The organism is Pseudomonas sp. TAE6080, assembly GCF_018732265.1.
Taxonomy (GTDB): domain Bacteria; phylum Pseudomonadota; class Gammaproteobacteria; order Pseudomonadales; family Pseudomonadaceae; genus Aquipseudomonas; species Aquipseudomonas brenneri.
In genome coordinates this window covers 16464-29426 of record NZ_JAHIDY010000057.1, presented here as the reverse complement: position 1 = coordinate 29426, position 12963 = coordinate 16464, and the positions used below count along the sequence as shown (strand labels likewise).

The following is a 12963-nucleotide window of genomic DNA, read 5'->3' as shown; positions in this document are numbered from 1 at the left end:
GTATCAAATGTACTGACTGATACACCGCATTCGCGAGCAAGCCCGCTCCCACATTTTTGATCGGCGGTGTAGTTAGTATTGATCCTGGCGCGGCAGGCGCTGGGACAGTTCATCGAGCAGCTTCTGTTCGCGCTTGTCTTCCAGAGCGCGCGCTTCGTCGATGTAACGCTGCACCAGCTTGCGCAGGCCTTCGACCCGGGCGTAGGCCTGTTGCCAGCCTTCGCGGGCCTTGTCGAGGTTGTTCTGGTGCCAGGCCAGGCTCTGGCGCTGCTGGCCGACGGCGCTTTCCAGTTGATTGAGAAAGTGCTGGTAGTTCATCAGCCACTGCCCGGAAACGCCCTTGCTGCCGCGATCGATCCACTGCTGCTGGTATTCCCCGCGAAAGCGCTCAAGGTCGCCCAGTTTGCTCTCGGCCAGGCGCACCTGGCCCTGGAAATGCCCCAGGCGTTGGGCGGCGGTGCGTTCGGCGCTTTCGGCCATCTCCACCACCGGCGCAAGACGCGCGGCGCGACTGCTGGCCATGGGAGGTTAGCCGCCAGGCGCTGGTGCAAACACCGACGCCAGGTGCGCTTCGCTTTCGGCCATGCTGATGTTGTCGTTCAGGCCCTGGCGCAGGTAGGTCACCAGTTGCGGTTGCAGGGCAATCGCCAGGTCGGTCTCGCGGTCGCCACCGGCGACATAGGCGCCGACGCTGATCAAGTCGCGACTCTGCTGGTAGCGCGACCACAACTGCTTGAACTGCTGGGCGCGGACCATGTGCTCGGCGCTGACCACCGACGGCATGACCCGGCTGATGGACGCTTCGATATCGATGGCCGGGTAATGCCCTTCCTCGGCCAGGCGCCGGGACAGCACGATGTGCCCGTCAAGCACGCCCCGCGCCGAGTCGGCAATCGGGTCCTGCTGGTCATCGCCTTCGGACAGCACGGTGTAGAACGCCGTGATCGAACCACCACCGGCCTCGGCATTACCGGCACGCTCCACCAGCTTGGGCAGCTTGGCGAAGACCGATGGCGGATAGCCTTTGGTCGCGGGCGGCTCGCCAATAGCCAGGGCAATTTCCCGCTGGGCCTGGGCGAAACGCGTGAGGGAGTCCATCAGCAACAGGACATTCTTGCCCTTGTCGCGGAAATATTCGGCAATCCGCGTGCAATACATCGCGGCACGCAGGCGCATCAATGGCGCATCGTCCGCCGGTGACGCCACCACCACGGAACGCTTGAGGCCTTCTTCACCCAGGATGTGCTCGATGAATTCCTTCACCTCACGGCCCCGCTCACCGATCAGGCCAACCACGATGATGTCGGCCTCGGTAAAGCGCGTCATCATGCCCAGCAGCACACTCTTGCCCACGCCGGTACCGGCAAACAGGCCCAGGCGCTGGCCGCGACCGACCGTCAATAAACCGTTGATACAACGAATACCCACGTCCAGCGGCTGGCTGATCGGGTTGCGCTTGAGCGGGTTGATGGTCGGGCCGTCCATCGGCACCCAGTCTTCGGCCTTCATCCCGCCCTTGCCGTCCAGCGCACGGCCGGCGCCATCCAGCACGCGGCCGAGCATGCTCATGCCCATCGGCAGGCGCCCGGTGTCAGCCAGCGGCACCACGCGTGCGCCCGGCGCAATACCGGCGAGGCTGCCCACGGGCATCAGGAAGATCTTGCTGCCGGAAAAGCCCATGACTTCGGCTTCCACCTGCACCGGGTGGTAGCTGTCGTCGTTGATCACCAGGCAGCGGCTGCCCATGGCCGCGCGCAGGCCTTCGGCTTCCAGGGTCAGGCCGACCATGCGCAGCAGGCGACCCTCAAGGATCGGCTGGCCAGGCAACTCGGTGGCTTCGATATAACCCCCCAGGCGCTTGGCAAAGCTGGTGCGGTCAAGGCGCATCCGGCGCGTCCAGGTCAATATTCAGGTCCGGCGCCGCCGGATGCAGCGCCTGTTCATGGAGCTGGTCGAACAACTTGGCCATGATCTGCGTGATGCGGGTTTCGACGGTGGCATCGATGCGGCTGTGCTCGGTCTCGACCCGGCAACCACCGGGCTGCAACGCGGCATCCTCGACGATGCGCCAGGTTTCCTCGTGACGCTCGCGCAGGGCTTTGACCTGCTCGAAATCCTGCGGGTTGATATACAGCCGCACATTGCCGACGCCCAGGGGCAACAGCTTGAGGGCTTCGCGCATGACGCTTTCGATCTGGCTGGAGTCCAGCACCAGCTCACGCTGGATGACCTGGCGGGTGATGTGCTGCACCAGATCCACCATGGCCTTTTCCAACTGCGAGTCCTGCTCGGCGATCGGCGCAAACAGGTTGCCCATCAGCCGTTCGAGGCTGGCCAGTTTCACAACAAGGGCCGCGTCAGCTTCCTGGCGAACCTTGAGGGTGGTGCTGTGGAATCCCTCTTTCTCGCCCGTGGCAAAGCCTTCGTTGTAAGCCTCCTGGCGGATGCTTTCGAGCTCTTCGAGGGTCAGTGGCTGGACTTCCTCCAGCGGCACTTCTTCCATTTCCACCGGGGTTTCTACCACGGGTTCCGGCTCGGGTTCGGGCCGGTGCGGGTCGAAGCTGGGCAGCGACCAGACGTCGAACCCGCCGACGTCCCGGGCGCGAATCAGGTCGCTGGGCGTCTCATCATTGTTCGACATGCGCTGCGCCTTAGATCATTTCTTCGCCGCCCTTCCCGCCGAGAACGATTTCTCCGGCTTCGGCCATACGGCGGGCAATGGTGAGGATTTCTTTCTGTGCGGTTTCCACGTCGCTGACGCGCACCGGGCCCTTGGCTTCGAGGTCGTCGCGCAACAGTTCGGAGGCGCGCTTGGACATGTTCTTGAAGATCTTTTCCTTGACGCCCTCGTCCGAGCCCTTGAGGGCCAGCACCAGCACATCGGAGGAGACTTCGCGCAGCAACGCCTGGATGCCACGGTCGTCGACATCGGACAGGTTGTTGAACACGAACATCAGGTCTTCGATCTGCACCGACAAGGTATCGTCGATTTCGCGGATCGAGTCCATCAACTGGCCTTCGACCGAGCTGTCGAGGAAGTTCATGATATCGGCCGCGCGCTTGATACCGCCCAGGGTGGTGCGTGCTGCGTTGGAGTTGCCGGAGAACTGCTTCTCCAGGATCGTGTTCAGTTCTTTCAAGGCCGCTGGCTGCACGGTATTCAACGACGAGACGCGCAGGATGATATCCAGGCGCACCTTGTGGTCGAAATGGCCAAGCACTTCGCCGGCCTGGTCCGGGTCCAGATAAGCCACGACAATCGCCTGGATCTGCGGGTGCTCGTAACGGATCACGTCCGCCACCGCGCGCGGTTCCATCCACTTGAGGCTGTCGAGGCCGCTGGTGTTGCCGCCCAGCAGGATACGGTCGATCAGGCCATTGGCCTTGTCTTCGCCCAGGGCCGAGGTGAGCATCTTGCGGATGTAGCTGTCGGAGCCGACGCCCAGGCTGGTCTGGTCGCCGACGATTTCGACGAACTCGCTCATCACCTGCTCGACCTGCTCGCGGTGCACATTGCGCATCTGCGCCATCGCCACGCCGACCCGTTGCACTTCCTTGGGGCCCATATGGCGCAGCACTTGGGCCGCGTCGGTCTCACCCAGGGACAGCAGCAGCACGGCGGCTTTGTCGACCTTGGTCAGCTTGGCAACAGAGGCTCGATTATCACTCATCTGCGTTGATCCACTCTTTCACGACCTGGGCCACACGACCCGGGTCTTCTGCCACCAGACTTTTGATTGCATTCAACTGCGCGTCATACCCTTCGCTCGGGCTTGGCAGCAGAATGCTCTGCGGCCCGCCGAGGCTGACGCGGTCGTTGGCCAGTTCGCCATCCAGGCCGCCCATGCCACCCAACTCGACATCGCCGAACGGCGCCAACTGCTTCTTGCCGTGGCCGGTGATGTTGTTGAGCACAGGGCGCAACACGCCGAACACCAGCACCAGGATGAACAACACGCCCAAAACCTGTTTGACGACGTCCCAGAACCAGGGCTGAGAGTAAAACGGAATATCGGCGATCACCTCACCGCGCTCCTGGGAGAACGGCATGTTGATCACGCTGACGCTGTCGCCACGGCTGGCATCGAAGCCCACGGCGTCCTGCACCAGGCGGGTGAAGCGCGCCAATTCATCGGCGGTCCACGGGGCGCGGGTGGTTTCACCGTTGGCGGCGTTGATCTTGACTTGGTCATCCACCACCACCGACACCGACAGGCGGTTCAAGCGCCCTTGCTGTTGCTTGGTGTGGCTGATGGAGCGGTCCAGTTCGAAGTTTTTCGTCGATTGCGAACGCTTGTCGGCGGGATACGGCGCGAGCATCGGCTGGCCGGTGGCCGGGTCCATGATCTGCTGACCATTGGCGTCCAACAGCGGCTGGCCGGGCTGGATCGCGCTGGCGGTCGCGGCGGCGCCACCGGTGGTTTGCGGGGCACTGGCCGGGGCTGGCGGCTGATTGCTCAGGGCACCGGGTACGCCTTGCGGAGGACCATTGGCGGCGGTGCGTTGTTCGCTGGTCGATTGTTCGCTGCGCAGGGCCGGCTGGTCCGGGTTGAACTGCTCGGAGGTCGATTCGACGGCGCTGAAATCCACGTCGGCGGACACTTCAGCCTTGTAGCGGTCATTGCCCAACACCGGTTGCAGGATGTTGTGCACACGCTGGGTGAGCATGCTTTCCATGCGACGGCTGTAGTCGAACTGCTTGCCGGCCATGGTCAGCGCGGAGTTTTCCGCCTGGTCGGAGAGCAGGTTGCCCTTTTGGTCGACCACGGTGATCTGTGACTTGCTCAGCTCCGGAACGCTGGTCGCCACCAGATTGACGATGGCCAGGACCTGGCCCGGCTCCAGGGAGCGGCCAGCAAACAACTCGACCAATACCGAGGCGCTGGGCTTGCGCTCATCACGCACAAACACCGAGCTTTTCGGGATCGCCAGGTGCACACGGGCGCCCTTGACGTTGTTCAGGCTGGCGATGGTCCGTGCCAGCTCGCCTTCCAGGCCGCGACGGTAGCGGGTGGCTTCCATGAACTGGCTGGTACCCAGGCCCTGGTCTTTATCGAGAATCTCAAAACCGATGTTGCCATCGGTCGGCGCCACACCTGCACCGGCCAGTTTCAGGCGGGCACGGGCCACGTCGTCGGCCTTGACCAGCAAGGCACCGGAGTTGGGCTCCACGGTGTAGGCGATATCGGAAGCGGCCAGGGTTTCCATGACCTGCTTGGCATCCATCCCCGCCAGGCTGCCATAGAGCGGCCGGTAATCGGGTTGCTGGGACCACAACACCACGGCAAAACCAATCGCCACGCTGGCAGCCAGGCCGACCATCAGGCCCACCTGACGCAACATGGTCATTTCGGAGAGGTTTTCCAGGAACGACAGGCCAAACAGCGGCGGCTTGCCGTCTGTCTTGGCGGGTACGTTATCCACGACTGCTTCTGCCATGACTTAAATCTCGTCCTTAAACCGGCATCTGCATGATGTCTTGATAAGCCTGAACCAGCTTGTTACGCACCTGGGTCAGGGCCTGGAAGGAAACGCTGGCCTTTTGCGAGGCGATCATCACGTCGGTGAGGTCCACGCCACTCTTGCCGATTTCGAAGGCGGTCGACAGCTGGCTGGATGCCTGCTGGGTATCGCTGACTTTGTTGATGGCTTGGCCGAGCATATCGGCAAAGCTGCTTTGGCCCAATTCCGGCGCTTGCACGACGGATTTCGGCTGGGACATGGCGTCCATTTGCATGGATCGCATATCCAACATCAACCGATTGAACTCAACACCTTGGCTCATGAACTTCTCTCTCCGACGACCCGCAATTTTTTGACACTACGCAGCGGTTAGTACGGGTGGTGCAACAAGGGTGCCAGCTCCATGGCAACTTGTAAGAAAAGCCGACAAACCTTGTCAGCTGATGTGTATCTCAGCTGGCGAAAAGGAACGCTTCCACATCCATTCCGGCATCGCGCATTTGCGCCAGCTTGTAGCGCAAGGTGCGTGGGCTGATGCCCAGGCGCTCGGCAGCCTCTTTGCGGCGGCCGCGCTCGGCGCGCAGGGTGTCGATGATCATCTGGAATTCGCGGCGGCGCAGGTCGTCGCCCAGGCCACCGGCTGTTTCTGCCGGAACGCTTTCAACCGGCGCCGGAACCAGGCTCGGCATGGGCGCAGCGCCCGCGCCGATGGCCAGGCAGAAGTCCTGGGGCTGGATCAGGCCGCCCTGCTGCAAAATCAGCGCGCGCTGGATCGCGTTGTCCAGCTCGCGCACGTTGCCGGGCCATGGGTAGCTGATCAGGCAAGCCTTGGCCTCGGCCGACAGGCGCGCCTGGGCGTGCTTCATTTTATTGACGTGCTTGCTCAACAGGCGCTCGGCCAGCGGCACGATGTCGGCCGGGCGTTCACGCAGCGGGCGCCAGGCCAACGGGAAAACCGAGAGCCGGTAGAACAAGTCTTCACGAAAGCGCCCTGCCGCCACTTCGCCGGCGAGGTCACGGTTGGTGGTGGCAACCACGCGAATATCCAGCTGGATCGGCTTGCGCGCACCCACCCGCTCCACTTCGCGCTCTTGCAACACGCGCAGCAACTTGGCTTGCAGGCCCAGGGGCATTTCCGAGATTTCGTCGAGCAGGATGGTGCCGCCGTCGGCCTGTTCAAACTTGCCGGCCTGGGCCGCGATGGCGCCGGTGAAGGAGCCTTTTTCATGACCGAACAAGGTCGCTTCAAGCATGTTGTCGGGGATCGCCGCACAGTTGATCGCGATAAACGGCTGGCTGGCCCGGTGGGATTGCTGGTGGATGTAGCGCGCCAGCACTTCCTTGCCGGTGCCGGACTCACCAGAGATCAGCACCGTGGAGTCGCTGCGGGCGACCTTGGCCGCCAGCTCCAGCAATTGCGTACTGGCCGGCTCGAAGGCAATCGGTCCCTCGCCGTCTGCGGCACCGATCACCCCCAGGGCGTGACGCGCCACCAGTTCGATCAGGGCCTTGGGCTCGAATGGCTTGACCAGATAGTCTGCCGCGCCCTGGCGCATGGCATCGACCGCGCGCTCTACCGCGCCGTGAGCGGTCATCAACAACACCGGCAATTGCGGCTGGCGCGCACGCAACAGGCCGAGCAACTGGTGGCCGTCCATACCGGGCATGTTGACGTCGCTGACCACCAGGCTGAAGGACTCTTGCTCCACCGCCTCCAAGGCTTCCTCGGCCGAACCGACCGCCCGATAGTCATGGCCCGCCAACAACAGCGTGTCAGCCAGTGCTTCACGCAGGGCGCGATCGTCTTCAACCAGTAAAACCTTGATAGCCATTTATCCTTACTCCGCGCTTGCCGCGCCTGAAAACAGCGGCAGCGTTATCAATGCACAGGTGCCGCGCCCCACACGGGAGCGCAACTGCAATTCTCCCTGATGCGCACGGGCCACTGCCTTGACCACGGTCAGCCCCAGGCCGGTCCCGTTGGTTTTGGTGGTAAAGAAGGGTTCACCCAGGCGCTGCAACACCAGCGGATCAATCCCGCTACCGCTGTCGCTGATGCACAGGCGCAGGGTTTGCTCGCGGCTGTACAGGTGCACTTTGAGGCGCGCTGCCGGGCCGCTGGCCTGGCTGGCGTTTTCGATCAGGTTGAGCAGCGCGCCCACCAGGGTGTCGCGATTGCACAGCAATTCGCCCCAGTGGCTATCGCACTGCCAGCGCACCGAGGCTTCCTGGACATGGGTGGCGGCAGCGGCCTGCAACGACTGCATCAAGGCGGCGGGCGTGACGCGATCAGTCAGCGGCAACTCGCCCCGGGCGAACACCAGCATGTCGCGCACCTGGTGCTCCAACTCATGCAGGCGCTCCTTGAGGCGCCCGGCGAAACGCTGATGGGTGGCGGCCGGCAATTGCTCATCAGTCAAATGACTGGCGTAGATCAACGCGGCCGACAACGGCGTGCGGATCTGATGCGCCAGAGAAGCGACCATCCGCCCCAGGGACGACAGGCGCTCATGACGCGCCAATTGGTCCTGCAGGTGACGGGTTTCTGTCAGGTCGTTGAGCAGCACCAGTTGGCCGGGCTCAGCGTCCAGGGAGCGGGTGGCGATGGACAGGCGGCGCCCATCCTTGAGGGAGATTTCATGGCCGTCGTCTTCACGAGGGGCAAAGCAGCGGGTGATGACATGGCGCCACAGCTCGCCTTCCAGCGGCAGGCCCAGCAGGTCGCAGGCCGCGGGGTTGGCTTCGCGCACGCGGCCTTGGTCATCGATCACGATCACGCCGCCAGGCAGCAGGTCGAGCAGGTTTTGCAGACGGTTGGCCAGGCGTTCTTTCTCGGCCAGCTCTTCCATGCGCTGGGCACTGACCACCGCCAACTCGCCCTTGAGCTCCGAAACCCGGGCTTCCAGCAGGCTGTAGGAGTCAGTCAACTGGCTGGACATCTGGCTGAACAGCGAAAACGCCTGCTCAAGCCCTTGCCGGCTGATCTGCTCTACGGACGGGACAAGTCCCTGGGTGTCGGGGACTGAAGAAAGTTGGGCGGCGTGGGGCATCGTGCTCTCTCGCTTGGCTGACCGTCAGTTAAACGGAACGTTGCGAGTGCTGTAGCAATACCCGTGCCGAAAAAAAACCGCTGATTAATCAGCGGTTTGGAAAACAGGCGTCAATCATCCGCCTGTTCATCTCCTTCACGACGGCTCATGCCGTACTTGCGCATCTTCTCCACCAGCGTGGTGCGGCGGATGCGCAGGCGCTCGGCGGCGCGGGCGACGATGCCATTGGCGTCGTCCAGCGCCTGCTGGATCAGCCCTTGTTCCAGGCTGCCGAGGTAGTCCTTCAGGTCCAGGCCTTCGGGCGGCAACATGGCGTTGGCACCGAAGTCCGGGGTGTGGCCGTTGATCGCCACGCGCTCTTCCAGATCACTGCGCAGGCTGTCCACCAATTGCTCGTCTTCGTCGTCGACGTAGCGGAATTTTTTCGGCAACTCGACCACGCCGATCACCCCGTACGGATGCATGATCGCCATGCGCTCCACCAGGTTGGCCAGCTCGCGTACGTTGCCCGGCCAGCCGTGGCGGCACAGGGACATGATCGCGGCAGAGTTGAAACGGATCGAGCCGCGCTTTTCGTGCTCCATGCGCGAGATCAGTTCGTTCATCAGCAACGGGATGTCTTCCACACGCTCGCGCAGCGGAGCCATCTCGATAGGGAATACGTTGAGGCGGTAGTACAGGTCTTCGCGGAAGCTGCCGACCTCGATCATGCTTTCGAGGTTCTTGTGCGTGGCCGCGATGATGCGCACGTCGACGCTCTGGGTCTTGTTGCTGCCCACGCGCTCGAAGGTACGCTCCTGCAACACACGCAGCAGCTTGACCTGCATCGGCAGCGGCATATCGCCGATTTCGTCGAGGAACAGGGTGCCGCCGTTGGCCAGCTCAAAACGCCCGGCACGGCTGGTGATCGCCCCGGTAAAGGCGCCCTTCTCGTGGCCGAACAATTCGCTTTCGAGCAGCTCTGCAGGGATTGCCCCGCAGTTGACCGGCACGAAAGGTCCGTCACGGCGCTTGGAGTGGTAATGCAGGTTACGCGCGACCACTTCCTTGCCGGTGCCGGACTCGCCGAGGATCAACACGCTGGCGTCGGTATCGGCCACTTGCCGCATCATCTGGCGCACGTGCTGGATGGCACGACTGGTGCCGACCAGGCTGCGGAACAGGTTGGGTTCGCGGTGACGGCCACGCTCGCGGGCCTGGTCGTACATCTCGCGATAGACCTGGGCACGGTGCAGGGAGTCGAGCAATTTGCTGTAGCTGGGGGGCATTTCCAGGGTGGAAAGCACTCGGCGGCGCTGGTCTTCCGGCAAGTCCACGGAAGAAATATCGCCCATTAGCAACACGGGAAGGAACTCATCCCAGGTTGAGAGTGTCTTTAACAGGCCTAGAACTGCGCCAGGAGCGTTTACCGTCCCGATCAGCACACAGATGACTTCACGGCTCGATGACAAAGAGCTGACCGCCTGCTGCCAATCGTGGCTGCCGCAGGGCAAATTTTCTTCGCCAAGAAAATTCAAAATCACCGCCAGGTCGCGGCGGCGAACGCTATCGTCATCGATTAGCAGAATTTTGGTTTCACGCCACATGCAATAGCAACTTCCCTAGTAAAACTCTAATGCCCTCGAATCGGGGCAATCTAGATTGCTGTAGGCATTTTCTGCGCTACGGCCATCTGACGTCTGAAAATAGCACTAGTTAAGTCAAAAAAGACTGCACAGTCAAATTTATGACGCGCTATGTTCGGATTAACTGAGCCAGATCAGCCGAACAGATGGTAAACCTTTGACGCATTTTTCGCTTGGTTGATCTGCGACATCTCTTCAAAAATCGCCTGGCGCTCGCCGGTCGTCACTTCCAGCAACTGCTGGTAGACCGCTAACAGGCTCTCCAACTTCTCCCGTAGCGCGCCCTCGTCCACCGGCGCTTCGCTGAGCACCTCGTCGATCCAGACACGGCAACCCATGTCCAATTCGCTGATCGCATCCCAATTGCGCTCTGCCAACGCGCCAACCAAAGCGTCGCGGGTTTCGTCAATCCGTTGCAGTGCGTGGCTCATGCTGTGTTCCTCAAGGCCGGCGGCCTTATTGTGGCGCGATGGCATCCCAGCCACTTTTGACAGTAATCAACAAACGCGCGACTTCGTCGATCATGTCGGCATCGTTGACGCCATTGGCCTCAACCAGACGGTTACTCATGTACTCGTACAACGCATCCAATTGCTGCACCGCCGCTGGATCCTCGGCTTTTTCCGGCTCCAGGCCATCACGCAGGCCGGAGATGATTTCAATCGCCTTGCCCAGCATCAGGCCCTTCTGGGCGATATCACCACGGCTCAATGCGCCTTTGGCCTGAGCCATGCGATCGAGGCCGCCTTCCATCAGCATCTGCACCAGACGGTGTGGGCTGGCTTCGGAGATTTGGGCGTGGGAATTGACCTTCTGGTATTGGCGAAGGGCTCTCATAGGGTTCATGTTGCTACCTCGTAACAGGCCACAGTCAAATAGGTTTGCTTAAGTAGTTTTTCGACTGTACCGAGAAAAACTTTAATCCCTCACCGAGTGCCCGGGCCCTTTTTCAGGGCCTGCGGGCGCACCATCCATCAGTTCGACTTAGGATTGTTCAACGAGTTGAGGGTGGTCATGATGCTGGAACTGCGGGAGTTGATCTGCGCGATCATGGTGTCCATGGCGGTGTACTTGGCCGACAGGGATTTCTGCAGGGCGTCCATGCGGCGGTCCAGGTCGGCCTTTTCAGTGGTCAGATCAGTCAGCTTGTTGTTGAGATCTGTCGCACGGGTCGCCAGGGTGCCGGTGGTACCGACATAGCTGCTGGTCGCCTTGTTCATGCGCGTGATCAGGCCGGTATCACCAGTGAACATCTTGGCAATGTCGCCAGCGCCCTTGATCACGGCCTTGTCCCAGGTCTTGTCTTCCAGGCTCAGCAAGCCGGTTTTCTGGTCAGTGGTGATGCCCATCTGGGCCAGGCTGGTCATGCTGCCCGCGCCCTTGCCGTTGACCAGCTCGGAACGCAGGCTGGAGACCAACTGACGCATCGACGCATCACCGGTCAAGGCCCCCGCCGTGGTGGTGGAGGCATCGCCGGTGGCGGTGACCTTGGTCTGGGTGTTGATGGCAGTCATCAGCGCGTTGTAGGCGGTGACGAACGACTGCACCGAGGTCTTCAGGGTGTCGGTGTTGCTGGCTACGGTAAGCGTGACATTCTTTTTCAGGTCACCATCCAGCAGTTCCAGGGTCACGCCGCTGATCGCGGAAGTGATCTTGTTGCTGGTGGACTCCATCTCGATGCCGTCGATGGAGTATTTGGCATTCACCGGCGCCGCACCCTTGTCATAACCGACTGCCAGCTCCGAATTACCACTCAAAGTAATGTCAGTGTCCTTACCACTGGTATTGGAGGTCAGTACCAGACGCCCGCCGCTGGAGTCGCTCAGTACGTTGGCGCTGATGCCTTGGGCAGAGAGCTGAGTATTGATGGATTCGCGGACCTCCTGCAGGGTCGCGCCACCCGGCACCAATACATCGTAGCTTTTACCCGACTGGGTAATCGTCAGCGTCTGAGTCTCATCGCTAGCGTTGGCCTTGCCCGAGGCGCCACCTTCGATGACTTTGCTGGAGACCTTGGACGAGGTCGCCAGATTCTCAACCTTAAGGATGTATTTGCCAGGGGCCGCGCCGTCACCCAGGGTGACCTTGGCGTTTTTTTCTTCGGAGGTAGTGGCGGCCAGGCCGTTGAAGGCGGACTGGTTGTTCAACTTGGTGATTGCCGCCTGGTAGGCTTCCAGCGCCGTTTTTACCGACCCCACGGCCGACAGCTTGACGGTGGCGTCTTTCTGCTGGGCGGTGATCTGCGCCTCTTTGGGCGCGCGCTCGGCCCCCACCAACGCCTTGACGATGGCTTGGGTGTCGTAGCCCGAACCTGGGCCGGAAATCGTTGAACTAGCCATTTGCTACTCTCCTTGTCCTGCGGTTGCCGCTTTTTTGGCGTACGAACGCCCAAGCAGCAATCAGAAACATGTTTCGTGCCAACTCAAGCCTTTGTATCAAACAACAGGCTGCTGGCATCGCTCAGGTTCTGCGCCAACTTCAACGCAGTCTCCGATGGAATTTGTCGAATCACTTCGCCACTGTCGGTAGCGATCACCTTGACCACCACTTTGCCGGTGGAGTCATCGATGGAAAAATCCAGGTTGCGCTGTGAAGCCTGCACAAACTCACGCATATCGGTGACAGCTTTTTCCAGTGCCACGCGCTGTGGTTCCTCGGCGGGCTCGCTATCGGTCTGCGCGACAGGCGGTTTGGCCTGTGTCGTCGCAGCACCAGGAGCCTGGGTGGTAGCAGCCGGGTAAGACGCGTTCAGCTTGATGCTCATGTCCATGTCATCACCTCCAAACTGAAAAAACGGAAGGGCACGTTAGCACCCCCCCGTTGAT

13 protein-coding genes are annotated in these 12963 nt (G+C 61.5%); all 13 read right to left on the bottom strand.

Translation table 11 applies throughout. The features are described 5' to 3' along the window. Positions 1-72 precede the first annotated feature (72 nt). Positions 73-522 (bottom strand): flagellar export protein FliJ, encoded by a 450-nt coding sequence (fliJ, locus tag KL786_RS27110; protein ID WP_029292520.1) that lies wholly within the window; start codon positions 520-522, stop codon positions 73-75. A gap of 6 nt (positions 523-528) precedes the next feature. Further along, entirely contained in the window at positions 529-1887 is a 1359-nt protein-coding gene (fliI, locus tag KL786_RS27105) for a flagellar protein export ATPase FliI (protein WP_032859039.1), read from the bottom strand. Then, positions 1877-2641 (bottom strand): flagellar assembly protein FliH, encoded by a 765-nt coding sequence (fliH, locus tag KL786_RS27100; RefSeq protein WP_169897496.1) that lies wholly within the window; start codon positions 2639-2641, stop codon positions 1877-1879. Before fliH ends, fliI begins: the two co-directional genes overlap by 11 nt. Positions 2642-2651: 10 nt before the next feature. Next, positions 2652-3671, bottom strand: coding sequence for a flagellar motor switch protein FliG (gene fliG / locus KL786_RS27095; protein WP_032859035.1), 1020 nt, complete (start codon positions 3669-3671; stop codon positions 2652-2654). Then, a complete protein-coding gene (fliF, locus tag KL786_RS27090) occupies positions 3664-5439 on the bottom strand; it encodes a flagellar basal-body MS-ring/collar protein FliF (protein ID WP_215519535.1) in 1776 nt (591 codons plus the stop codon). Before fliF ends, fliG begins: the two co-directional genes overlap by 8 nt. Before the next feature lie 16 nt (positions 5440-5455). Then, positions 5456-5785: a flagellar hook-basal body complex protein FliE gene (fliE, locus tag KL786_RS27085; RefSeq protein ID WP_029292509.1), complete on the bottom strand. Its 330-nt coding sequence runs from the start codon at positions 5783-5785 to the stop codon at positions 5456-5458. A gap of 130 nt (positions 5786-5915) precedes the next feature. Beyond that, positions 5916-7295 carry a sigma-54-dependent transcriptional regulator gene (locus tag KL786_RS27080; RefSeq protein WP_169897494.1) on the bottom strand — a complete coding sequence of 460 codons (1380 nt, stop codon included), beginning with the start codon at positions 7293-7295 and terminating at the stop codon, positions 5916-5918. A gap of 6 nt (positions 7296-7301) precedes the next feature. Beyond that, complete coding sequence (locus tag KL786_RS27075) at positions 7302-8513, bottom strand: sensor histidine kinase (RefSeq protein WP_032859024.1); 1212 nt, start codon at positions 8511-8513, stop codon at positions 7302-7304. Positions 8514-8623: 110 nt separating this feature from the next. Further along, positions 8624-10099, bottom strand: a complete 1476-nt coding sequence (locus tag KL786_RS27070; protein WP_215519534.1) for a sigma-54 dependent transcriptional regulator — start codon at positions 10097-10099, stop codon at positions 8624-8626. A gap of 173 nt (positions 10100-10272) precedes the next feature. Continuing rightward, the gene (gene fliT / locus KL786_RS27065) at positions 10273-10569 is read right to left on the bottom strand and encodes a flagellar protein FliT (RefSeq protein WP_169897493.1); all 297 of its coding nucleotides are present in this window, start codon (positions 10567-10569) and stop codon (positions 10273-10275) included. A 25-nt stretch (positions 10570-10594) separates the two neighbouring features. Further along, positions 10595-10984 carry a flagellar export chaperone FliS gene (gene fliS / locus KL786_RS27060; RefSeq protein ID WP_029292498.1) on the bottom strand — a complete coding sequence of 130 codons (390 nt, stop codon included), beginning with the start codon at positions 10982-10984 and terminating at the stop codon, positions 10595-10597. A gap of 128 nt (positions 10985-11112) precedes the next feature. Continuing rightward, positions 11113-12477 (bottom strand): flagellar filament capping protein FliD, encoded by a 1365-nt coding sequence (gene fliD, locus KL786_RS27055; protein WP_215519533.1) that lies wholly within the window; start codon positions 12475-12477, stop codon positions 11113-11115. Between the two features lie 83 nt (positions 12478-12560). After that, entirely contained in the window at positions 12561-12908 is a 348-nt protein-coding gene (locus tag KL786_RS27050) for a flagellar protein FlaG (RefSeq protein ID WP_215519532.1), read from the bottom strand. Between the last annotated feature and the right edge of the window lie 55 nt (positions 12909-12963).